Source organism: Pseudocolwellia agarivorans (genome assembly GCF_002000085.1).
GTDB lineage: Bacteria > Pseudomonadota > Gammaproteobacteria > Enterobacterales > Alteromonadaceae > Pseudocolwellia > Pseudocolwellia agarivorans.
The window spans coordinates 40,774-64,948 of record NZ_MUZU01000008.1; the positions used below are offsets into that span (position 1 = coordinate 40,774).

24 protein-coding genes are annotated in these 24,175 nt (G+C 35.3%); 10 read left to right on the top strand and 14 right to left on the bottom strand.

The window, feature by feature from the left end; all coding sequences use genetic code 11:
* Positions 1-129: 129 nt before the first annotated feature.
* Positions 130-1,062 (top strand): DUF3530 family protein, encoded by a 933-nt coding sequence (locus tag B0X80_RS12995; RefSeq protein WP_077340917.1) that lies wholly within the window; start codon positions 130-132, stop codon positions 1,060-1,062.
* Between the two features lie 26 nt (positions 1,063-1,088).
* Here the strand turns inward: B0X80_RS12995 and djlA are convergent, their stop codons facing one another.
* The 3 genes from djlA to B0X80_RS13010 are packed head-to-tail and all read right to left on the bottom strand — an operon-like array spanning position 1,089 to position 3,682.
* Positions 1,089-1,889 carry a co-chaperone DjlA gene (gene djlA / locus B0X80_RS13000; RefSeq protein ID WP_077340919.1) on the bottom strand — a complete coding sequence of 267 codons (801 nt, stop codon included), beginning with the start codon at positions 1,887-1,889 and terminating at the stop codon, positions 1,089-1,091.
* Between the two features lie 33 nt (positions 1,890-1,922).
* Entirely contained in the window at positions 1,923-2,657 is a 735-nt protein-coding gene (murU, locus tag B0X80_RS13005) for an N-acetylmuramate alpha-1-phosphate uridylyltransferase MurU (RefSeq protein WP_077340921.1), read from the bottom strand.
* A complete protein-coding gene (locus B0X80_RS13010; RefSeq protein ID WP_175623942.1) occupies positions 2,657-3,682 on the bottom strand; it encodes an aminoglycoside phosphotransferase family protein in 1,026 nt (341 codons plus the stop codon). Before B0X80_RS13010 ends, murU begins: the two co-directional genes overlap by 1 nt.
* Positions 3,683-3,885: 203 nt before the next feature.
* On the opposite strand from B0X80_RS13010, the gene lptD reads away from it, so the two are divergent.
* The 7 genes from lptD (at position 3,886) to B0X80_RS13045 (ending at position 12,678) form a co-directional block, all read left to right on the top strand.
* Complete coding sequence (lptD, locus tag B0X80_RS13015) at positions 3,886-6,174, top strand: LPS assembly protein LptD (RefSeq protein ID WP_077340924.1); 2,289 nt, start codon at positions 3,886-3,888, stop codon at positions 6,172-6,174.
* A 16-nt stretch (positions 6,175-6,190) separates the two neighbouring features.
* Entirely contained in the window at positions 6,191-7,492 is a 1,302-nt protein-coding gene (gene surA, locus B0X80_RS13020) for a peptidylprolyl isomerase SurA (protein WP_076417112.1), read from the top strand.
* A complete protein-coding gene (gene pdxA / locus B0X80_RS13025; RefSeq protein WP_077340926.1) occupies positions 7,492-8,472 on the top strand; it encodes a 4-hydroxythreonine-4-phosphate dehydrogenase PdxA in 981 nt (326 codons plus the stop codon). Before surA ends, pdxA begins: the two co-directional genes overlap by 1 nt.
* Entirely contained in the window at positions 8,472-9,287 is an 816-nt protein-coding gene (rsmA, locus tag B0X80_RS13030) for a 16S rRNA (adenine(1518)-N(6)/adenine(1519)-N(6))-dimethyltransferase RsmA (RefSeq protein ID WP_076417114.1), read from the top strand. Before pdxA ends, rsmA begins: the two co-directional genes overlap by 1 nt.
* A gap of 3 nt (positions 9,288-9,290) precedes the next feature.
* The gene (apaG, locus tag B0X80_RS13035; protein ID WP_217697151.1) at positions 9,291-9,674 is read left to right on the top strand and encodes a Co2+/Mg2+ efflux protein ApaG; all 384 of its coding nucleotides are present in this window, start codon (positions 9,291-9,293) and stop codon (positions 9,672-9,674) included.
* Between the two features lies 1 nt (position 9,675).
* The gene (locus B0X80_RS13040; protein ID WP_077340930.1) at positions 9,676-10,488 is read left to right on the top strand and encodes a symmetrical bis(5'-nucleosyl)-tetraphosphatase; all 813 of its coding nucleotides are present in this window, start codon (positions 9,676-9,678) and stop codon (positions 10,486-10,488) included.
* A 171-nt stretch (positions 10,489-10,659) separates the two neighbouring features.
* A complete protein-coding gene (locus B0X80_RS13045; protein ID WP_077340932.1) occupies positions 10,660-12,678 on the top strand; it encodes a methyl-accepting chemotaxis protein in 2,019 nt (672 codons plus the stop codon).
* Between the two features lie 88 nt (positions 12,679-12,766).
* Here the strand turns inward: B0X80_RS13045 and folA are convergent, their stop codons facing one another.
* The 4 genes from folA to rplU all read right to left on the bottom strand — a co-directional run bounded on the left by folA (position 12,767) and on the right by rplU (position 15,351).
* The gene (folA, locus tag B0X80_RS13050) at positions 12,767-13,255 is read right to left on the bottom strand and encodes a type 3 dihydrofolate reductase (protein WP_077340933.1); all 489 of its coding nucleotides are present in this window, start codon (positions 13,253-13,255) and stop codon (positions 12,767-12,769) included.
* Between the two features lie 93 nt (positions 13,256-13,348).
* On the bottom strand, positions 13,349-14,509 hold the full coding sequence (cgtA, locus tag B0X80_RS13055; RefSeq protein ID WP_077340935.1) for an Obg family GTPase CgtA: 1,161 nt from the start codon (positions 14,507-14,509) through the stop codon (positions 13,349-13,351).
* 257 nt (positions 14,510-14,766) lie between these two features.
* Positions 14,767-15,024 carry a 50S ribosomal protein L27 gene (gene rpmA, locus B0X80_RS13060; RefSeq protein WP_076417120.1) on the bottom strand — a complete coding sequence of 86 codons (258 nt, stop codon included), beginning with the start codon at positions 15,022-15,024 and terminating at the stop codon, positions 14,767-14,769.
* 15 nt (positions 15,025-15,039) lie between these two features.
* Positions 15,040-15,351 carry a 50S ribosomal protein L21 gene (gene rplU, locus B0X80_RS13065; RefSeq protein ID WP_076417121.1) on the bottom strand — a complete coding sequence of 104 codons (312 nt, stop codon included), beginning with the start codon at positions 15,349-15,351 and terminating at the stop codon, positions 15,040-15,042.
* Between the two features lie 234 nt (positions 15,352-15,585).
* Here rplU and ispB point away from each other — a divergent pair, with 234 nt between their 5' ends.
* Positions 15,586-16,557, top strand: a complete 972-nt coding sequence (gene ispB / locus B0X80_RS13070) for an octaprenyl diphosphate synthase (RefSeq protein WP_077340937.1) — start codon at positions 15,586-15,588, stop codon at positions 16,555-16,557.
* 87 nt (positions 16,558-16,644) lie between these two features.
* On the opposite strand, the gene mdh is transcribed toward ispB, so the two are convergent.
* Positions 16,645-17,580: a malate dehydrogenase gene (mdh, locus tag B0X80_RS13075; protein ID WP_077340939.1), complete on the bottom strand. Its 936-nt coding sequence runs from the start codon at positions 17,578-17,580 to the stop codon at positions 16,645-16,647.
* 311 nt (positions 17,581-17,891) lie between these two features.
* Here mdh and argR point away from each other — a divergent pair, with 311 nt between their 5' ends.
* Positions 17,892-18,365, top strand: coding sequence for a transcriptional regulator ArgR (argR, locus tag B0X80_RS13080; RefSeq protein ID WP_076417124.1), 474 nt, complete (start codon positions 17,892-17,894; stop codon positions 18,363-18,365).
* An 89-nt stretch (positions 18,366-18,454) separates the two neighbouring features.
* On the opposite strand, the gene B0X80_RS13085 is transcribed toward argR, so the two are convergent.
* The 6 genes from B0X80_RS13085 to B0X80_RS13110 all read right to left on the bottom strand — a co-directional run bounded on the left by B0X80_RS13085 (position 18,455) and on the right by B0X80_RS13110 (position 24,045).
* Positions 18,455-19,378, bottom strand: a complete 924-nt coding sequence (locus B0X80_RS13085) for a Dyp-type peroxidase (protein WP_077340941.1) — start codon at positions 19,376-19,378, stop codon at positions 18,455-18,457.
* Between the two features lie 115 nt (positions 19,379-19,493).
* On the bottom strand, positions 19,494-20,177 hold the full coding sequence (locus B0X80_RS13090; protein WP_077340943.1) for a hypothetical protein: 684 nt from the start codon (positions 20,175-20,177) through the stop codon (positions 19,494-19,496).
* Between the two features lie 128 nt (positions 20,178-20,305).
* Positions 20,306-21,589, bottom strand: coding sequence for an ammonium transporter (locus B0X80_RS13095; RefSeq protein WP_076417127.1), 1,284 nt, complete (start codon positions 21,587-21,589; stop codon positions 20,306-20,308).
* A gap of 12 nt (positions 21,590-21,601) precedes the next feature.
* Positions 21,602-21,940 carry a P-II family nitrogen regulator gene (glnK, locus tag B0X80_RS13100; protein WP_076417128.1) on the bottom strand — a complete coding sequence of 113 codons (339 nt, stop codon included), beginning with the start codon at positions 21,938-21,940 and terminating at the stop codon, positions 21,602-21,604.
* Positions 21,941-22,267: 327 nt separating this feature from the next.
* Positions 22,268-23,113 (bottom strand): HDOD domain-containing protein, encoded by an 846-nt coding sequence (locus tag B0X80_RS13105; protein ID WP_077340946.1) that lies wholly within the window; start codon positions 23,111-23,113, stop codon positions 22,268-22,270.
* Positions 23,114-23,211: 98 nt separating this feature from the next.
* Positions 23,212-24,045 (bottom strand): DUF2797 domain-containing protein, encoded by an 834-nt coding sequence (locus B0X80_RS13110; protein ID WP_077340948.1) that lies wholly within the window; start codon positions 24,043-24,045, stop codon positions 23,212-23,214.
* Positions 24,046-24,175: the final 130 nt, after the last annotated feature.

Sequence of the window (24,175 nt, forward strand, 5' to 3'; positions counted from 1 at the left end):
CTAGAGTTTTATATTCATACAAATATTATTTTTTATTAAACAATCATCTAAGTAGGTCGATACTATCCTTATAGCTGTTCAATTCATTAATAAAAGTGGCACAAGCAAGCGCCTTCACTTTAGGAATTCATGTTGTTACGTATTTTATTTATTACTGCCCTTTTCTATTTAATACCTAATATACTTGGGTATAACCACGCACAAGCATATTTCTATTTTGCCGAGGAAGAGGAAGCCGCTGAAACAGAAAAGGTTGATGAAGATAAAAAGCAGCCCTCAAAAAGCATTCAACGTAGTGATATAAAAATAGTAAACCCCGTCAGTTCATTCGAACAACAAAAACAAGATCTCACCCATTATTTATCCGGTAGTAAAACTCAATCAATTAAAGCAGGTGATAACGAATATATTATTATTGAAGAAACTAGTTCAACACAAAACAATAAAGGTGTAGCGATTTTAATACCTGATTGGCAACAAGGCGTAGCAAATCCAAAAGCTATCAATTTTTTACGAAAAAATCTTCCCGATGCTGGCTGGTCTACTATTAGTGTGCAGTCACCGAATAAACCGATGAACTACCCTTCAGCAGCATCTACAAAAGAAGAGAGAATAGAACAAAATAAAACGGCGCTTATGCCCTATCAAAATGAATTAAAAAGCTTAGTGACCGCAGTCATGGAAAAAGCTAACAATTATCCGGGGATTTTTTTGGTTATTACCGAAGGAAGCCAGGCGGCAATGCTTATAGATCTTTATACAAGCAATCAAAGTTTATTACCTGCTGCACTGATTACGTTAAGCGCGGGTATGTACTCTGAGGTAGAAAACGATAGTTTAGCTAAAAATATAGCAATGTCTGAATTACCCGTTTTAGATTTGATACTAAAAAAAGACCGTAACACAGTAATTGAAAATGCGATGTTAAGAAAAAAGTATGTTAACAAAGAATTAAAAGCGGATTATCGCCAAAAGTCGCTACACAATATGGTTCCAGGCTATTACCCAGAACAAACATTATTAACTGAAATTAATGGCTGGTTAAAAACAATCGGTTGGTAATTCATTCAGAATAAAAATATTTCACTCTACCCTCTTGCCTTAGTCACCGCTTCATATGCTGATTGAATATCTTGTGTTTTTTGCTTCGCCATTTCCATCATTTCAGGCGGTAAACCTTTTGCCATTAACTTATCAGGATGATGTTGAGACATGAGTTTACGGTAAGCTTTTTTAATTTCTTGTTCGCTCATTTCAGGCGTACATCCAAGTACTTTATAAGCATTACTCAGTTGTACCTTTGATGATTGTGGAGAGCTATTTCCTTGTTGATTAAATTGGTCACCCGCAATAATCATTTCCAGCAGGCGATCTAAATCTCGGGTAGAAAATCCTAAAATTTTAGCTATTTGATGCAGAGCTTCACGCTCTTCCTGATCTAACGTGCCATCAGCAAAAGCCACTTGAATTTGAATTTCTAAAAACATTAACAGCAAATCATGACGTTTACCGCATTTATGGGTAAAGTCATTCAATCGTTCTTTTAAGGGAAAACCGGCAACTTTTCCGTCTCTAAAGGCGTCTTGAGCTTGTTGCCTAATATCCCCTGTTAAGCCCAGTTTATCCATGTAGGCACTAGCAAAAGCAATTTCTTGAGGAGTAACTCTACCATTAGCTTTAGCAACATATCCCATAACAGAAAAAGTTGTAGAGAAAAAAGCTTGTTGCCGCTCTGCATCTGTAAAACTTTGACCTGCCAAGTTATTAAAATTAAACCCACGCCCTTTATCAAAACTATGACCGATCCAAACGCCTAGCAAAGCACCAAAAATATTTTTACTCAGCATAAAGCCAAATAAACCGCCTAAAATTTTTCCCCAAACTTTCATGTTACTTTTACTACTCTAATTATGTGTTTATGCTTAACAAGGTATTATTTTGTTAAGTTCGTTTAATCGTTCTGGTGTACCAACATCAGTCCATTGACCTTTTAATATAGTACCAGAAAGTTCAAGATTTTCCGCGGTTTCTCTAAGTAATGGCCCAAGCGGTAAGATCGCAGCGTCATGACTATGTGCAGTAAAAAATTCAGGCTTATATAAAGCGATACCACTAAAAGTGTAAGCTTGATGCTGTAGGGGCTGATTTTCTTTGCTTGTAAGATTATATACTTTATTACTTTTGTTTAGTGTAGAAGCCTCTTCCGCCAATAAAAAATCCCCTTTTAGATTATGCTCAGGATTAGCCACTAGCCAAATATTGGCTAAACAATCTGATGGTAATAAAGGAATATGAGTAAAATCAAAGTCGGTATACACATCTCCATTTACGACTAAAAAGGGAGCATTAGGTTCATCTTTTTCGACTAATAACGGTAAGGCTTTGATAATACCGCCGGCGGTTTCTAAAGCCCCTTGTGTTTCTCGGCTATAACGTATTGAAACTCCCCATTGGCTACCGTCTTGCAAGTACTCTTCAATTTTATAACCTAACCAAGCATGATTAATAACAATATCGGTAATACCCGCTTGCGCAAGCTTAACAATATGATGCTCAATTAATGGTATGCCTGCTACTTTCAATAAGGGTTTAGGGCAATCATCTGTTAACGGGCGCATTCGCTCACCACGTCCTGCGGCTAATATCATCGCTTTCATTAATGATTGTCCTTATGTTTTACTTTATTGTCTAACAGTGGCATTACTTTATGTAAAACCAAATCATGTAAGAAACTTAACTCTGAATACTGAGCACTCACATCAATAATATAAGATAAAGTTAACGGAATATCTTTTAAGTAACCATTTTTGTGATCTCGATGATACAAACGAGCAAAAATACCACTAGCTTTTACATGGCGTTGCATTCCCATTAAGTCGAACCAACGAAGCCATTGCTCTTGTGTAACATCTGGGTATTTATTATCAGCATCTATTAATTGATAGAAGTAATAAAAGAGATCTTTTACTTTTGCATTAGGCCATTTTACATAACAATCTCTAAGTAGCGACACGATATCGTAAGTAATAGGGCCAATAACCGCATCTTGAAAATCAATAACACCTAACTCTATCTCAATTTCGGTGGTATCTGCAGGCTCTTGTTCGGAGTTTATTAGCATCAAGTTACGGCTATGGTAATCTCTGTGCATAATCACTTGTGGCTGTTCTAGCGCATTATCTACAAGTATATTAAAACAATTTTGCAGCTGCGCTTTTTCTTGCTCATTAAGTGTAATATTTAAATGAACACCTAATAACCATTCAGTAAAAATATGGCACTCTACATTAACAAACTTAGCATCGTATTGAGGTAACGAATAATTTTGTGGTAATTGTGCATGCGCTATTTGAGGTAAAATATTGATAGCTTTTTGATACGAGCATTCCATATTATCAAGCGTTAAAACATCACTAAAGAGCTTATCACCAAAATCACTTAAACAAAAAAAACCTAGATCTAAATCTGAAAATATAATCTCGGGAACATTAATAACTTGTTGTAATACCTTTTGAATTTCAACAAAGGCAAGATTATTCGACATTGCAGGAATAGCGTCAACAGCAATATAAGATTTGTTATTCATCGTAAAACGATAATATTTTCGAAAACCCGCGTCGCCCGTTAACGAATCTAATTTTATTGAATTGACATCAAAATTGTTGCATAGCCAAGTATTCAATTGTACTAATCTTGATGGGTTCAATATTGTTACTCACTTTAATTTACTGACAAAGAATATTTTATTTTACTATGATTTAAATTAGGGAAATACATAAAAGCCCTATATTATTGTAATATTTAACGTTAAAATGCGCGAAAATTTAATTTCTTCCTTATAAAATTAAAAGCAAATTATAATTAAAGCTAATTTCCGGAATATAAATGTCTTTTCCCAAAACTATTACATTGCTTTTTTTAAGTTTATTCAGTGCCAAACACGCTACTGCAAACGATAACTTTACTGCATATCAAGAATGCCCTATTCCTAGTTACGCAAAACTCGCAACACAAGATATAACCAGTACGGATAATTCAATAACGATTACGTCTAAATACGCTGAAATTGAAAAAAATCAATATGCTAAATTTACTGGTGGCGTTACTTTATTTACACCTTCTGAAACTATTATTGCTGATGAATTAGAATTAAATAGACAAGATCTATTAGTAAATGCCCAGGGTAACATTCATTTTCAAAATAACGGTATTGATGTATTTGCTTCTCAGCTTAATGCCAGCAAAGCTTTAGGTAGTACAACCTTAAGTGACACCTCGTACCAATTAATATCTAATGCAGGGCATGGCTCTGCAAAATCGATTTCGGTAAACCAGTTTGGAGTACTCTCTTTAATCGACTCGTCTTTTACTACCTGTTTTGGAGAAACACCTGATTGGAATATTCAAGCAAGTGAATTAAGAATTAATGCCGCAGAAAAACAATTAGAAGCATACCACGCTCGATTTAAAGTATTTGATGTACCTGTATTTTATATCCCTTATTTTACTATGCCTATTGGCACTGAGCGCCATTCAGGTGTTTTATTTCCAAGTATAAAATCATCAAGTAAGTCGGGATTTGAAATGGAGATCCCTTATTACTTGAACATAGCTGAAAATATGGATGCAACCTTTACACCTCGCTTTATGTCTGAGCGAGGAACACAATTAAATACTGAATTCAGATATTTATTTGGTCAGCAATCAGGCAAGCTTGATATCGAATATTTAAATAGAGACCATGATTTAACTCAAAATAATGATGCTCGTTATTTAGCTCGTATTCAACATGTGGGGACATTTTCAGACCGCTTTCGCGCATATGTTGACTACACTACAATTAGTGATGATAACTATTTAGTAGATTTAAATAGCGATCAGTATAATTCGAATGATGCCTATCTATATCAAATAGGTGAACTTTCTTATTTTGGTGATACGTGGAGCGCAAAAGTTCAACTACAAGATTTTGAAATTTTAGGTAATTACACACCAAGTTATCAAACAGAGCCTCATATTGAACTGAGTAAAACTCATCGACTTCCTTTTGGTAATGCAATGTTTAACATGTATTCTGAAATGACTCGATTCACCACTGACGAAATAAATTTACCTACAGCTGAGCGTTATCATTTTGAAGCAGGGTTTACTTTACCTATATCGCGCCCTGCTTGGTTTATTAATTCAGAACTGAAATTACTACAGACCACTTACCGACAAGATAATATTCCTGTAGGCAGCTTACTCAAAGAAAAAGTCAATCGCACTTTACCTAAAGTGAGAATACACGGCGGAATGAACTTTGATAAATTAATTACTTTTAAAGATAAAACCTACACGCAAACACTCACGCCACAATTACAATATTTATATATACCCAATAAAGATCAAACCAGTATTGGTTTATATGATACAACCACATTACAAGATGACTTCAACGGATTATTTAGAGATAAAAGATTTAGTGGTTTAGATAGAATTGCACAAGCAAACCAATATTCGGTAGGGGTTACAACTCGAATTCTAGATCCCAGAAATCAAGAACGTTTAAGAGTGAGTCTTGGACGTATTATGTATTTAAATAGCAAAAATGATAATGACGATTTTAATTTATCTCAAAACATTTCAGTACCTGAATCAGCGTTAGCAACAGAAATATATTTAAGAATTAATGATGTTTGGCAATTTACCAGCGATATCCAATACAACACTGAAACTAGCACAACCAATAAAAGCCAAAGTAAAATAGATTACCAATTTAGTAAAAATCAAACAATTCAATTGAACCATCGCTATACTCGTAATGTCTCAGGTAATAGACTTGAGACATTATCATTATTAAGTAATGTAAATTTAGGTTCTAACTGGCAATTAGTAGGCCGTGTAACTCAAGATATTCAAGACAAACGTAGTTTAGAAAGCTATTTAGGCATGCAATACACAAGCTGCTGCTGGGGGATCCAATTCTCTTTTCATCGAAATATCAACACAACTATTGATGAAGAACAGAGTAACCTAGTCAACAACAACGACAACCGTGATGCATTTGATAGCGGATTTAAGTTTAAATTTGTATATAATGGCGTGGGCGATAAACAAGCATCAGATGGTATATCGGACATGTTTAACTCAAGTATATTTGGCTATAAACGCCCTTACTTTCTCAATAATTAAAAGAATTCAACTGAATATGAAAAATACATTATCAGCATTAACCTTAATTACTACCTGTTTATTAAGCAGTACATTTCATGCTAATGCCAAGGAAGTAGAACTTGATCGAGTAGCTGCAGTCGTTAATAAAGGCGTGGTTTTAGAGTCAGATGTAAAAAGTTTAATAGAAAACATTAAATCTCAGTCAGCTAAAAACAACCAAAGCTTACCTTCAGATAAAGCCCTACGCACACAAGTCATTGATAAGTTAATCAATACTGAATTAATTTTACAGGTAGGTGAACGCATGGGCCTACAAATTAGTGATGCTGAGCTTGATCAAACATTAACGAATATGGCTAAAGAAAATAAGTTAACGTTAGAACAATTTCGTAAAACAATCATCGACAGTGGTTTAGATTATGAAGTTTATCGTGAAAACATCAGAAATGAGATCATTACAGGTGAAGTAAAACGTGCAGGTGTTGGACGTAGAATTTACGTATCACCACAAGAAATTAACAACCTAATTGGCTTAATGAAGGAGCAAACCAATAACAATATAGAATATCACCTAGGTCATATATTGATTGCTTTTCAAGGTGAACCAGATCAAGCACAAATTACGTCAGAAAAAAAACGTGCTGAAAAAGTCATTGAACTACTTAACAGTGGTAGTGACTTCACCAAAATAGCGATTGCATCATCAGGTGATTCAACCGCTTTAGACGGGGGTGATATGGGCTGGAAAGGCATTAACGAAATGCCAACATTATTTTCAGAACTCGTTGATGGTAAAGAAAAAGGTACTGTTTTAGGGCCTATTCGTACCGGATTAGGTTTTAGTATCGTAAAAATATTAGATATACGCGGTAGAGAAGTAGTTGAAGTGGAAGAAGTTAAAGCAAGACATATACTTATTAAACCTTCAGTGATCATGAGTGAGGCCAAAGCAGAAGCTACACTACAAGGTCTTTTAGATAAAATTGCAGCTGGTGAAGCAGACTTCGCAGAACTTGCTAAAGAGTATTCAGAAGGTCCTACATCTGTTCGTGGTGGTGACTTAGGTTGGGCAGATCCTAAAAATTATGATCCTGCTTTTAGCGACGCTTTAGCTGCACTTAAAATAGATGAATACAGTAAACCATTTCGCTCATCATTCGGTTGGCATATTGCGCAACTAACAGGCCGTAGAACACAAGACGCCACTGATGAGATGAACACACGTAAAGCCCATAATATTATTTATAATCGAAAATTTGGAATGGAAAGCGCTCGTTGGATGAAAGAAACACGTGACGAAGCTTATATAGAAATTCTTGATAGAGGAAATCAATAATGGTACGTCGCATCGCGATTACCCCGGGTGAACCTGCGGGAGTTGGCCCAGATTTAGCCATAGTTATAGCTCAAAAATCTTGGCCAGTTGAATTAGTTGTTGTAGCCTCACCAGAACTTTTACAAGAGCGTGCGGCCCTATTAAACTTACCTTTAACACTAACAGCCTATGATCCAGAGCAACCGGCGCAACCATCCAAGCCAGGTACTTTATCTATATTGCCTGTTGAATTAGCTGAACCATGTATTGCAGGAGAGCTTAACCAAGCCAATGGCGCTTATGTTGTTGAAACATTAAGAGTTGCCTGCGAAAAAAACATGAAAGGTGAATTTGATGCTGTTGTTACTGGGCCTGTACATAAAGGTCTAATCAATCAATCAGGAATTGCATTTAGTGGTCATACTGAATACTTTGCGCACCAAGCAAATTGTTCTGATGTGGTCATGATGTTGGCCACAGAAGGCTTACGAGTAGCACTAGTTACTACTCATATACCTTTAGCGTATGTGTCAAAAGCTATTACAAGTGAAAGGCTTCATCGTGTTACTACCATTTTACATCAAGACTTAGTCAACAAATTTGGCATTGAAAACCCAACCATATACGTGTGTGGTATCAATCCTCATGCCGGCGAAGGTGGCCATCTAGGTAAAGAAGAAATTGAAGTAATGAACCCTACATTAGACACCTTAAGAGACGAAGGTATCAATGTAATTGGTCCATTACCTGCTGATACTATTTTCCAAGAAAAATATTTGAAAGAAGCCGATGCTATATTAACCATGTACCATGACCAAGGCCTACCCGTACTAAAATATAAAGGCTTTGGCTCATCTGTAAATATAACATTAGGCTTACCTTTTATTCGCACCTCTGTCGATCACGGAACAGCAACAGATTTAGCCGGTAAAAATTTAGCCGATGCAGGAAGTATGATAGAAGCATTAAAAACAGCCATCGAATTAGCGAATAATCAATAATGAATTCAAGTACACATTTAGGCCACCAGGCAAAAAAAAGGTTCGGTCAAAATTTTCTTAATAATGAAATGGTTATTGAAAAGATTGTTGATGCTATTAATCCTGAACCTAATCAGAATTTAGTTGAAATAGGACCCGGTTTAGGCGCTTTAACAGAACCCGTTGTGGAGCGTGCTGGAAACTTATCTGTTGTTGAATTAGATAGAGATCTTGCTCATCGTCTAAGACATCACCCTTTTTTAGCTCCTAAGTTAACCATTTATGAAGAAGATGCCCTTAAGTTTGATTTTTCAAGTTTAATAAAAGAAGGTCAACCTTTAAGAATATTTGGTAACTTACCTTATAATATTTCTACACCACTTATCTTTCATTTATTAACATTTAAAGATAACGTTCAAGACATGCATTTTATGCTTCAAAAAGAAGTGGTAGAACGTATGGCGTCAGGCGAAAATAGTAAGTCTTTTGGACGATTATCGATAATGACACAATATCAATGTCAAGTAATACCTGTAATGGAAATTGGCCCTGAGCACTTTACCCCCGCACCAAAAGTTGATTCAGCTATTGTTAGATTAGTGCCACATAAAGTCATTAAAAATCCAGTAAAAGACATTAAGCTTTTGAATACCGTTTGTTTAACAGCTTTTAACCAACGTAGAAAAACCGTTCGTAACAGTTTCAAAAAATTAATACCTGTAGAAATTTTGCAAGAATTGCACATTGATCCCACTTTAAGGCCTGAGAACTTAGCTGTTGATGATTTTATAAAATTAGCTAACTACCTTTATGATAATCCAGTTGAAATAAAATAATCTATGACTAACATGAAAAATGCGCTTGAAACGATAACGGTACAAACACAATTTATACCCGACCAATCAGATCCAGAAGACTTACGTTTTATATTTAGTTATACAATTACAATTACCAACAATACTGATAAAGCCTTTCAGGTATTAAGCCGCTATTGGTTAATTACAGATGCAAATGGCGAAACAACAACTGTTGAAGGGGAAGGTATAGTTGGTGAAAAGCCTCATATTATTCCTGGTACGAGTTATACCTATACGAGCGGTTGTTTATTAAAAACTCCATTAGGAACAATGCAGGGCTATTATCAAATTATTGATGATCAACAAAAAACAAGCATTATCGACATTCCTGTATTTCAATTAGCTTTACCTAATATCATTCATTAATATGGCTATTTATTTTGTTGGAGATATTCAAGGATGCTTTACTGAATTATCTCTTTTACTTAAACAAGCAAAATTTAATAAAAAAAAAGATGAACTATGGGTCGCTGGAGACATGGTTGCACGTGGTACACAATCACTCGAAACAGTCAGGTTTCTGATATCGCTTGGCTCTTCTGCAAAAATTGTATTAGGCAATCATGATCTACATTTATTGGCAACTTTTCACAAACTTAAAAAAGTAAAAGAAAAAGATCATTTAACAGATATTCTACACGCCCCCGATGTTGAAAATATAATGGACTGGTTGGCTAATCAGCCACTTATACAAAAATTACCGAATGAAAACGTTTATATGTCTCATGCTGGCCTCTCGCCACAATGGTCAACCGAAGTTGCTTTAAAACAAGCCAAAAAAGCACATAAACTTATCAAATCTAAAAACCGTGTTGAATGGCTAAGCAAAATGTATGGTGAGCTTCCTAATAACTGGAAGAAAGCCAAAACAGATGTAGAGAAATTTCGCTACACTATAAACGCATTAACCCGTATGCGCTTTTGTCATGAAGATGGCTCATTAGATTTTGACTGTAAAAATACACCTAATAGCGCACCTGAACATTTAAAACCTTGGTTTACTTTATCGAAAGAATTGAATAATGATGTGCAATGGATTTTTGGCCATTGGGCTGCGCTAATGGGGCAATGTTCAAATCCTAATGCCTATGCATTAGATACCGGTTGTGTTTGGGGAAGTCATTTAACACTACTCCGCTGGCACGATAAGAAAACTTTTATACAAAAAAAACTTTCCTAAAAAATAATACGGTTTAAATTTTCCCTTTAGTATTATACATATTAGTTGAATTCACTCGTGAATACGGTAGAGTAAATGGTTATAAAATAAAAATTAGTCTAAAGTACTAATTGTTTATTAGTTCGAGTCGATAATAATAATATTTAGATGTAACTTTATCAGGTGATATATATGAATTTAACCGTCGCGATAAAAATAATTGGTGGCTTTACCATTATTTCTATTTTCTTAATAGCAACAAGTCTTATCTCTTTAAATAACCTAGATACCATTCACACATCCACAACCGAACAGAATCAAGTTGCTATTCCAACATTAAAAGGCAGTAATCAACTTGCTAATAAATTATCTAAAATTGGTAACTTTACACTTAAAGGATATTATTTAACCGACTTAACACCATTAGCTGATGAGTTAGTAAAACTTAATACAACTCAAACAGAGTTTACTAAAGAACTAACAGATCTTAAAAATGTAGTAAGCTCGAAACAAGAGCTTTTGAGTAATTTAGAAAAAGTGGACGAGCTTTATGATGCACTGCTCAAAGACGTAAATGGTGTATATGCTAACCGGAAAATATCCATTGAACAAAAAGCTCTTTTGACTGAAAGAGTAGATGCTTTAGAAGAAAAGGCAGACGACTCTGTTACCATGTTACTTGACCTAGCGGATCATGATCTTGCCGATACTAAATTGGCACGAGCAGTAAGTTTAGGAGAGCTAATTGAAACACGTTTCAATGGTATTGTGAGCTCTTCTTTCGAATATAGAGACACCACTAATTTAACAACTATCGGTATTATAGAAAAAGAAATACTGAGTAACCTTACAGAAATAAACACCTCTATTACTGAAATTCAAAACGAACTTAATAAACTTGGTTTAACCGATATCGCTGATGAATTATCAACATCTCTTGTTGATATTTATGCGCTTCTTTCTGGTAGTGACAGTATTTTTAATAACAAAAAACTACAAATACAATCTCTTACTAATGCAACACAAAACTTAGCTTCAGCAGAAAACGAAATTGATACGGTTAATAGTATTTTAACAACTCAGGTAAAACTTGCAGATGAAACCACTTATAAAGCGGGTCAGTCTGTCGATCAAGCTGTTTCAGATGGTACTACCCAAACCACTGTTATCATGATTATTTCTATTATTTCTGCACTAGGTATCGCTTGGGCAACTTTAATGAGTATAACGAGACCATTAAGCCGAGTGAACGAAATGCTTAATGTTGTTGCTTCAGGTGACTTATCTAAAAAACTTGATGAATCTGGGCATGATGAGTTTGCTTTACTTGCTAAAAATTGTAACTTGCTTATAGATAGCTTACGCAACCTTATTCAAAGTATAGTAAGCCGTTCAACACAATTAGCGACTGCTGCTGAACAAACTTCAGCAGTTACAGCGCAAGGTAGTGCCGCGATTGAAGAACAAAGAGCTCAAGTTGAACAGGCAGCCTCAGCAACAACAGAAATGAGTAGTACTTCACAAAGTGTATTAACAAGCGCTAATGATGCTTTAAATGAAATAAAACAGGCAGATGATGAAGCTGAACGCGTAAAAGTTATTTCAGAGAGAAATCGACATACAATTGAAACATTAGCAAGTGAAGTAGAAGATGCTTCTCAAGTAATTAATCAATTACAACAAGATAGCGCTTCAATAGGTGGTATTCTTGACGTAATCAGAGGCATAGCAGACCAAACCAACCTATTAGCATTAAATGCTGCCATTGAAGCCGCACGCGCAGGTGAGCATGGTCGAGGCTTTGCTGTTGTTGCTGATGAAGTTCGTACACTTGCAAGTAGAACACAAGAGTCCACTCAAGAAATTCAAACTATGATCACCGCTCTTCAAACAGGGGCAGAAAAAGCAGTATCAGTTATGGATACGGGTAAAATGCAAGCGTCTAATTGTGTAGAGCAAAGTGAAGAAGCAGAAAAAGCGTTAGAAACTATTACACATGCAGTACATGAAGCTTACGACCGCTCATCTCAAATAGCGACAGCTGCCGGAGAACAAAGCACGGTAGCGCATGAAATAAGCAGTAATTTAGAGTCTATCGTAGCCATTGCAGAGCAAACAACAGCAGGATCAAAACAAACAGCGGATTCAACGAATGAAGTTGCTAAGCTCGCTGAAGAATTACAACAATCAGTACAAGAGTTTAAGTTATAATATTTAAAAAGCTTAAACTATAAAACTTCAGATAATAAAAAGCCGCTAATTTAGCGGTTTTTTATTATCTTATGATGAAAGATTGATATTAGCTTTTTTCATATACACAGAAATCTAAATCATATTGATTTTTTTCATCAGCTACACGTTTTTCGCTACTCACTTTTTTCCAAATATCTTTATCATAAAATGGAAACTGAGTGTCCCCTTCTATATCAGCATCTATATGAGTGATATACAAACGATTGGCTGCAGGTAAACAATGTTGGTATATTGCACCACCACCTATGACCATTACCTCATCAACCTCCTCTACTAAGCTTAATGCAGCATCAACAGTAGTTACTGTATCTACCCCTTCAGCTTTATAATTAATATCACGAGAGATAACGATATTACGTCTACCTGGTAAAGGACGCCCTATTGATTCATAAGTTTTACGTCCCATAATCACAGGCTTTCCTAATGTAGTTTTTTTAAAATAAGCAAGGTCAGCAGGTAGGTGCCAAGGCATATCATTATCTTTACCAATAATACGATTATTAGCTGTTGCAACTATCATAGAAAGTATGGTCATATTTTAAATCTTTTAAAATGAGTTATGTAAAAAGTAAAAAAGGTGCAAGTATAAATACTTTAGCACCTTATTTAAGTGATGAATTAAAAGCGACTACTTACGGTATTCGACTTCAACATCGTATTCATCTTCATCCCAGTCTTCGTCATCTAAATCGTCATCTAAATCAGACATTGCATCTTCATGATATGTGTCCCATTTAAACTCTACCGATTTACCATCAATAACTTCTTCTTCAACTTCTTTTGGTAATGCATCAATAAAGTCCATTACATTATAACAAAGCTTTTCAGTTCCAGTTTTGTTAAAGGCTGAGATACTCTGAAAATCACCTTCCCATGCTAAACCTTCAAGAATTCTATCAGTAACGTCTTTAGCTTCTTCTTCTAATAATAAATCTAATTTATTAAAAACTATCCATCTAGGTTTACTGGCTAACTCTGGAGAATGACGTTCCAGCTCGCTAATAATAGTTTTTGCATTCTCAAGAGGATCTGAACCATCAGCAGGTAGTACATCAATAACATGGAGTAATATACGACAACGCTCTAAATGTTTTAAGAACTGCGTTCCTAAACCAGCACCTTCTGCAGCACCTTCAATTAATCCAGGAATATCTGCAATAACAAAACTGCGCTGAGTATCTAATCGAACAACACCTAAATTTGGTACTAAAGTAGTAAATGGGTAATCAGCTACTTTCGGTTTTGCTGCTGAAACACTACGAATTAAAGTTGATTTACCTGCATTAGGCAGTCCTAATAACCCAACGTCTGCTAATAAAAGTAACTCAAGTTGTAGATTTCGAATCTCACCTGGCGTTCCATCAGTTTTCTGACGAGGCGCTCTGTTCGTACTACTTTTAAATCGAGTATTACCTAAACCATGCCAACCACCTTTAGCCACTAATAACTTTTGGCCATGAGTGGTTAAATCTCCAATTTGCTCGCCCGTATCCATATCAATAGTACGAGTTCCAACGGGAACCTTAAGTTCTAAAGCTGGTGAGCCCTTACCGGTACAATCTCGACTACGTCCATTTTCTCCACGTTTTGCTCTATGAAAACGTTCAAAGCGGTAATCAATTAGTGTATTTAAATTTTCATCTGCTACTAAATAAACATCACCGCCGTCTCCGCCGTCGCCGCCATTAGGGCCACCAAATTCGATATATTTTTCTTTTCGAAAGCTAACGCAGCCGTTTCCGCCGTCTCCAGCTTCAACTCTAATTTCAACTTCATCAACGAATTTCATTTCAGTTTGGCACTCCAAGTGATGCTTAGTTATATCTATTATACTCATTGAAATAATCAATTCACTATTTAGTGACTAATCATTCAATGTGCATTATACCAATCGCAATAACCAGTTGATCATTTATACTCGTCTAAATGATCAATTCATTAATGCGTTTAGTATTATAAGCTATTTTCATTGCTTACAATATTTTATACAAAAAAAAACCCGCTAGCTGCGGGTTTTAGAACAATTTTGATTGTTATTAAATAAAACTACTCAGCAACAATACTTACAAATTTACGGCTCTTAGGACCTTTAACTTCAAACTGAACTTTACCGTCAGTTAAAGCAAATAATGTATGGTCTTTACCGATACCCATGTTAGTGCCTGGGTGAAACTTAGTACCACGTTGACGAACAATAATGTTACCAGCCAAAATTGATTCACCGCCGAAACGTTTAACACCTAAGCGTTTAGCTTCTGAATCGCGACCGTTACGTGTACTACCTGCAGCCTTTTTATGTGCCATTTTATAGTGCTCCTATTAGCCGTTAATACCAGTAATTTTCACTTCAGTGAACCATTGACGATGGCCCGCTTGCTTACGTGAATGTTTACGACGTTTAAATTTAACAATTTTAACTTTATCAGCGCGACCTTGAGATACGATCTCAGCCACAACTTTACCACCAGCAATGTAAGGCGCACCTACATTAATAGCTTCGCCATCGGCGATCATTAAAACATTTTCAAACTCAACTGAAGAACCAACTTCAAGTTCAAGTTTTTCCAGACGAAGGGTTTGACCTTCGGTTACACGATGCTGCTTACCACCGCTTTGGAATACCGCGTACATAGCTACTCCGAACTGCGCCATCATTTAGTATGACGCTTGATTTTTAAAATATAGGGCGCGAATTCTACTCGAAGAAACCTATAAGGGCAAGCATAAAAGTGATCATTTTCAATTATTTTCTATTCGGTGTAAAAGAGTCAACATTGTGCGCTTCATTCTATCGTAAGATCGTGTAAACTCACCCATAATCTCGCATTAATTTTATCACGAAAAATAGGTTACTCTCAACGCTTTATGGATCTCAAAAACATACAAAAACTTGCCCATGACGACATGTCATTGGTTAATGACCTAATTTACTCTCAGCTTCAATCAGACGTAGCGCTAATCAATCAATTAGGTATTTATATTGTCAACGGTGGCGGTAAGCGTATGCGTCCAATGCTAACCGTTTTAGCTGCAAAAGCATTAGGTTATAATAATAATGAGCATATTTCTATTGCTGCAATTATTGAGTTTATACATACAGCTACCCTATTGCATGATGATGTAGTAGATGAGTCTAATATGCGTAGAGGACGTGAAACAGCCAATGCATTGTTTGGTAATAGCGCAAGTGTGCTTGTAGGCGATTTTTTATATACACGTTCTTTTCAAATGATGACAAAACTCAATAATATGAGAATTATGGATATTTTGTCTGATGCTACAAATATTGTTGCTGAAGGTGAAGTGTTACAATTAATGAATTGTAACGATCCTGATACAACGGAAGAAAGTTACTTAGAAGTTATTTATTGTAAAACTGCAAAATTATTTGAAGCCGCTACTCGTTTAGCTGCTGTAGTATCTGAGCAACCTGAAGAAATTGAACTTGCAATGCTTAATTACGGTAAGCACTTAGGCACAGCCTTTCAACTTGTTGACGATATTATGGACTATACCGCTGACGCGAAAGAAATGGGAAAAAATGTAGGTGACGATTTATCGGAAGGCAAACCTACACTACCATTACTCTATGCAATGCAACATGGTTCAGAAGTCCAAAAGCAGCTAATTAAAGACGCTATAGAGCACGGTAATGGAATGGATAACCTAGAAGATATTCTTAAAGCGATGGACGAAACCGGCTCGTTAAAATATACACAGGAAAAAGCTGAAGAAGAAGCAGATAAAGCGATAGATTCATTAAACTTAATTCCTGAGTCACAGTATAAGCAGGCACTAATTGAACTTGCTCATGTAGCAGCGAATAGAACCACTTAATCATTATAATTAGCGAAAAATTTACCCTACAAAATAAAAAACCGCTCAATGAGCGGTTTTTTTTAGGTCTGATTATTAGTCGATAAATTAACCGTTAATAAAATCAATACCTTCTTTAATGTCACTCTTAAGTGTATCAAGCATATCTTCTTTAGCTTTTTGCTCAAATGCACTTAACTCACCGTAAGGTAATAATTCAACAACACCGTTAGGACCTAAACGTACAGGTTGAGCAAAGTATTGTGCATCTTCGCCATTACCTTCAACGTATGCATAATCTACAACGTCTTCGCCTTGAATACCTTTAACTAAAGACATACAAAAACGAGCTGCTGCTGCACCCATAGATAACGTAGCTGAACCACCACCGGCTTTAGCGTTTACAACTTCAGTACCCGCATTTTGAATGCGAGGAGTTAATGCTGCAACTTCTTCATCAGTAAAAGTAGCACCTTCAACTTGTGAAAGTAGAGGTAAAATAGTTGTACCTGAATGACCACCAATTACTGGAACTTTAACATCTGCAACATTTAAACCTTTAAGTTCAGCAACAAACGCTTCACTACGGATAACATCTAGCGTTGTAATACCAAATACACGGTTTTTATCGTATGTACCCGCTGCTTTAAAAACTTCAGCAACAATTGGAACCGTTCCGTTTACAGGGTTAGTAATAATACCCACTAATGCTTTAGGGCAGTTTGCAACAATACCTTCAGCAAGTGTTTTAATAATACCTGCGTTTACTGCAAATAAATCAGAACGATCCATACCTGGCTTACGTGGCATACCTGCCGGAATTAACACGATATCAGCGCCTGTTAATGCATCACCTAAAGCGTCAGCACCAAAACCTTCAACTTTAACAGCCGTTGGGATATGGCTTAGATCAACCGCTACACCTGGAACAACTGGTGCAACATCATATAGTGATAATTCAGAACCCGCTGGTAATTGAGTTTTTAATAGTAAAGATAACGCTTGGCCAATACCGCCAGCAGCGCCTAGAACAGCAACTTTCATGTGGTGTCTCCGTTATTTGAGTAAATACGTAAATACTGATGCACGAAAGATATAGTATTGGTCATAAAAAAACAATTATTATTAAGAAATAACCGATATCGCTTATAGTTTAATGACGTTTTTATTAAAAACACATATACTAATATGTTTATTCAAGTATATGCCTATTAAAAGAATAAACACGTTTGAGTTTACCCTCTAGGGTTAAGTTATAAATAGCCTAAAAGGAAATACTTGTTTGATATTTAAACAAATTGTCTGTAAAAATAATGTCAAAAGATCAACAGGCCTTAATAATCAATAAATAAGTCATGGCGAAACAATTGAAACAAGAAGCATTAGTACAAGCCTTTAAAGAGCTATTAAAACAAGAACAGTTCGCCTCTCAAGGTGATATTGTGGATGCATTAAAGGCCCAAGGTTTTGATAATATTAGTCAATCAAAAATATCAAGAATGTTGAGTAAGTTTGGAGCAGTAAGAACACGTAATGCACGCCAAGAGATGGTTTATTGCTTACCCGCAGAGTTAGGTGTTCCAACCGCTAAAAGCCCGTTGAAACAACTGGTTTTAGACATTGAACATAATGATGTAATGATAATTATACGAACGAGTCCAGGTGCTGCTCAATTAATTGCACGCTTATTAGATAGCTTAAGTAAAAGCGATGGTGTACTAGGTACTATTGCTGGTGATGATACTATATTCATTGCGCCAACCAAAGTTACAGCGATACAAAAAACGATTACTAAATTAGAAGCGTTATTTTCAAAAAATTTACCTTAGGCCATAAATAATATACCTAGATAAAGTACATAATTAGAACAATAAGCCACAACGTTTTTTGTAGCCTAAAAACAATTATTTAAACATAGTTAATCAGCTAATTTTTCTAAAAAATTAAGGCTTGGGGCAAAAAAAGCCGCGCCTGTTTCTGCTTGCGTATACTTAAGCATGTGATCAAAGTGACCATCTTCATCGCCAAAAATCATACTTTTCAACATCATTTCAAAAGGTTTTGGTGATTGACAATAAGACACAAAAAATAGCCCTTGATGTTTTATATCTCCGTACGGCATGCTTTGTCTTAATATTTCGATACTATTGCCATTATCATCTTTTAAACCTGTGCGTTTAATATGAGAAGTCGGTAATTTATTTTCTGTACTGTATTCTTCATTATCTATTTTAGTTCGAGAAAAAACATCTTCTTGTGCTTTAACCTCTAAAGTATTCCACAAATTTAAGTTATGACGATAACGTTGAATATGTAAATAACTCCCACCAGAGAAATGTTCATCATCAGCTTCACTTACTAAAGCAATATCTCTTCTATGTTGGCCTCTAGGATTTTCAGTGCCATCGACAAACCCAGTAAGATCTCTTCCATCAAGAAAGCGAAAAGCACGTACTTGCTCTACTAATTCAACACTATCATCTAATAAAGCACACACTTTAGTACTCACTATGTGATTTACATCTAATCTATCGCTTCTAATTTCTATATAAAGATCATAATTATTCGCCGGGGCAATTCGATCTTCACACGCCATTAATGGAAAGTTAGTCAATTCTTTAGGGCGAGCTTTAGAATAAAACTCGTCCCAGTAACCAGCACCAATAGCAAAAACACCAATAAGATTAGCCTCAGAAAATCGGTCTGCATATTTATCAAGTAAGGCTGGCAATCTTGATAATGCTTGACGTAAATGATCGTTTTTATCATCTAAAACATTAAACAGTAAATAACTCCCATGCAAATTAGGTTCTGCACAAATACCAAATTGCTCTCTAGCCATAAAATCTTATTCACCTATTTGATTACTTTGTTTTAACAAAGTTTTATTATTTATACTTATACCACCTCAAACTGCGATTTTATGCACATTACAGCTGACATCGATATATGTTTAATTATAATTTTATTGTAGACAAAATCTCTGTATTGTCTTCTTTATGATACCAATCATTGTAAACTAATTGTAATTCCTTTACGTGCAAAACACCTAAATCTAATTTTCTAAATTGTTCTAATAATTGAAGAAATTCTTTATTACGCTTTAGTTTACGCTGAAACCGTACAATCGTAACGTGTGCGGTATCAATTTTATAACGTTCATCTATAGTATTAAATAATTGTGATTGTTCAAAATAAATACGTAAATTGTTTCTTAAATTTAATAAGTTATCTGTTACTGGAAAGCCCTGTAGCATAATGCAAGATGAAGAAGCAGTAATACCTTTTATATTAATATCAAACGGCTTTATATCCACTATAGCTTTATTTATTGTCGCAATATAATCATCAATATTCACTTGTGAAATATCGAAGCTTTCACGGCATGAGATCAAAGATAAAACAGTTAAATGTAACTCGTTCTCTGAATAATAATATTGCTTCGGCTCTATACGTTTTAATTTTTCAAAAGACTGACAAATCTCAACACCTGAGTCTGATGAAAACTTAGCAATAACAGTGATCCCTTTTCTATTGTCGCAATTTGAATAAATATTAGGATCTATATCAACACCTTGTTCTGCAATATGCGCCTGTGACGTTTCCCACATCACATTGTATTTTTTCTCTAACATATCCATAAAGACCAATTCACCTCTGTATACTTACTATCAGTACTATTTATTAGGTTATATCACTTTTATTATTTTTAAATAACAAAAAAGCAGCCCTAGGGCTGCTTTGAATGATAAACCTATTGAATTACACGTTATTGTCCACGTGTAAACTCTGGGTATGCTTCCATACCACAATCCGATTTATCAACCCCTTCATATTCTTCTTCTTCTGTTACACGAATACCCATAACCATTTTCAATACAAACCAAACAATGAAACTTGTTACAAATACCCAAATAAAGATAGTAGCAGCACCTATTAGCTGACCACTGAATGAAGAACCATCGTTAGTTACCGGCACTAATAATAAACCGAATAAACCAACCACACCATGAACAGAGATAGCACCTACAGGATCATCAATCTTAACTTTATCTAAAGCAAGGATAGATAACACTACGATAACACCAGCGATAGCACCGAAAATTGTTGCTTGTAATGGTGTAGGTGTAGAAGGTTCAGCTGTAATAGCAACTAGACCTGCTAATGCACCGTTTAAACACATAGTTAAATCAGCTTTCTTAAATAGGATTTTAGCAAATAATAAAGCGGCAACAGCACCAGCAGCAGCAGCAGCGTTAGTGTTTAAAAATACCATAGCTACTGAGTTTGCACTTGTAATATCACCTAGTTTTAATACAGAACCACCGTTAAAACCAAACCAACCCATCCATAAAATAAATGTACCTAATGTAGCCATTGGTAAGTTAGCACCTGGAATAGCGTTTACTTTACCGTCAGCAGTATATTTACCTTTACGAGCACCAAGTAAAAGAACACCTGCTAAAGCAGCAGCAGCACCAGCCATATGAACAATACCAGAACCTGCAAAGTCAGAGAAACCAAGGTCACCTAAAGTGTATAAACCAAATACAGATTCACCGTTCCAAGTCCAGCTACCTTCCATAGGGTAGATAAAACCAGTTAAAACAACAGTAAATGCTAGGAAAGCCCAAAGCTTCATACGTTCAGCAACCGCACCAGATACAATTGACATTGCTGTAGCAACAAATACTACTTGGAAGAAAAAGTCAGAAGCGTTTGCGTATACAGAACCGCCGTCAAAACCAGCTTCAGCAGATTCAGCTAACACTGTTGATACCAACGCATCAGCATTTGCAGCACCATCTAGCTCAATACCACTTAAAAATACACCTCCGCCATACATGATGTCGTAACCAATCACTAAATACATAATGCAAGATATAGAGTATAAGGCTATATTTTTAGTTAAAATTTCAGCTGTATTTTTAGCTCGTACTAAACCAGCTTCTAACATTGAGAAACCAGCTGCCATCCACATAACCAATGCACCACATACTAAAAAGTAAAAGGTGTCCATTGCATATTGAAGTTGAAAAATATTTTGTTCCATAATAACTACCCCTTAAAGTGCTTCAGCATCGTTTTCGCCAGTACGAATACGTACAGCTTGTTCTAAGTTGTAAACGAAAATTTTACCATCGCCAATTTTACCGGTATAAGCGGCTTTGGTGATAACTTCAACCAAGCGGTCTACAATATCGTCATTTACCGCGACTTCTAGTTTTACTTTCGGTAAAAAATCTACTTGATATTCAGCACCACGATACAGTTCTGTATGCCCTTTTTGACGACCAAAACCTTTAACTTCACTTACAGTAAGACCCTCAACACCAATTTCAGATATCGCTTCGCGAACATCATCAAGTTTAAAAGGCTTTATAATTGCATTAACTATTTTCATGTATGTACCCCTATTTTTTATTTAATATATACTATACAAATGACATGCCAAAGAATTTTTAACTTACAAATCAACACTTTAGAGTCAACTTTAAAAATAAAGGCTGAACAATTGCACCAAAAAAACACGCTAGAGTGATAAGTTGGTGCACTTGAATGGTGTATTACAAAAAAACTCAAATAAATGTTTTATTATAAGTTTTCTTGTCTGAGGAATAATGGGTAAAGGTAATAATACTTAGAGGAAAAAAGTTAAAATGGCCAACTCACTAATAATGAAGACTACACGGCCATAATAAATATTTAGAAAATTAAAATCATGAAAAGATTAATAAACAAAAGCGGATCCAGGAGATAAGATAGATAAAATACTTAAACGTTCAATATTACAAAAATGATTAGCCGCCACGATCATTTTAGGCGAAATGTTTAAATCATTTAAAACCTCTGCAGTTATAAGAGAAGAAGGTTTATGGGTTTTACACTGATAATTTAATAGCATTATACGTTTAGATAAATACAATAATTTAGCTTCAACCGTAGCATGCTCAAAATCCCATTCGTCTTGACTACGAATAGGTTCAATTAAACTATAAGGTAACTGCCACTGTTTAAGTAATTCACCACTACACTCTCCATAAGTAAACTCAATTGTGCTGTGTTGTTTTTCCCATGGAAACTCAGAATCAGAAATACTATTACAGGCTTTAATTTTACCTGGCATACTTTGATGAACCGCTAGCTCTCCAATATTATGTAATAAACCAAGTATAAATAATCGCTCAGCATTAATAACATTGAGCTCTTCGCCTAAAAACTTAATAATTAAAGCGCAATCAACAGCTTGTTCCCAAAAATTTTCTATATATTCAGGGGCTGCAGTAATAGATTTAAATGCATCAGTCGTAAAATAAGCAATAACTAAGTTGTAGACTTCTGTTATGCCCAGTACTAACACAGCTTTAGAAATGGTTTCTATTTTACCGGGATAATTAAAAAAAGAGCTATTAGCTAATTTAAGAATCGTAATAGACAACGTCGGATCTAACATAATGATTTCAGCAATATCATCAATAGTCGATGAGTCATTATCAATTAATTCTTTTATACGTAAAAAAGAATCAGAAAGAACAAAAACCTCTTCAGCATTTTCCGCACATTCAAATGCATTCATCACACTATCCCCAAATATAACTAAAATTAAAAAGCCATGAACTAAATTGTAGTAGAAAACGTAAGTAAATCACAGCTAACTTATTAATAGAAGAAAGATTAAGTCCATTTAATATTAATATGATAAGAAGTAAACTTTCTCATATTAATAACACCTTTATCAAAAATAAGATATTGCCCTTTAATCCCTAGCAAGACTCCCGACACTACCGGTGTTTTATCAAAATTAAATGAACTAATTTTTTCTAAGTACTCTTGTACAGGATAACGCAACTCTACAACTTCACTCTCTAATGGTTCAACAGCGTCTTCACCATATTGTAAGGCAATATCCGCCAGCTTTTGAGCTATTTTAGGTGTTAATTCTTTAGCCCTTGCTGTTAAGTCTATCTTTTCAGGCGAACCTTTTAACATTGCACGCCAATTTGTTTTATCTGCAACAAATTCAGAAAGTGCAACTTCTACTAACCCTGACTGAATTCTAGAAGCCACTTTGAATATAGGTAAGGCCTGTATTGCACCTTGATCAATCCATCGAGTTGGAATTTGCGTATGTCTTGTTATACCCACCTTCAAACCAGAACTATTCGCTAAATAAACATAATGAGGAACAAAACAGTTTTTAGTTCCCCATTCAGGTTCACGGCAAGTACCTAAATGATGATGACAGGTTTCTGGTTTCATAATACACATATCGCATTGCGCTAGTTTTTGCATACACGGATAACAAAACCCTTGTGAATAGCTTTTTTTAGTTTTTTTACCGCAATTACTGCAATTAATAGTACCAACATGTTCAAGTGTAATATGTTTACCAATAAGTTCATTTAAAGGAATACTTTGTTCACCAATAGGTAATTGATATTGAATATCTCCTTGAGAGTCAAGCTGTGCGGTGAGTTTACGTAACGAACCAGTTTCAGATGTGAACATAGATAAAACCTAAAATTAATGATAAATGGATAAACTATTAACGATAAAGAGAGAAGAAAACGTTTATCTAGGACTATTGCACAGTATACTATGAAAATATCAGACAAACCGCTAACGTTTATAAGGAATA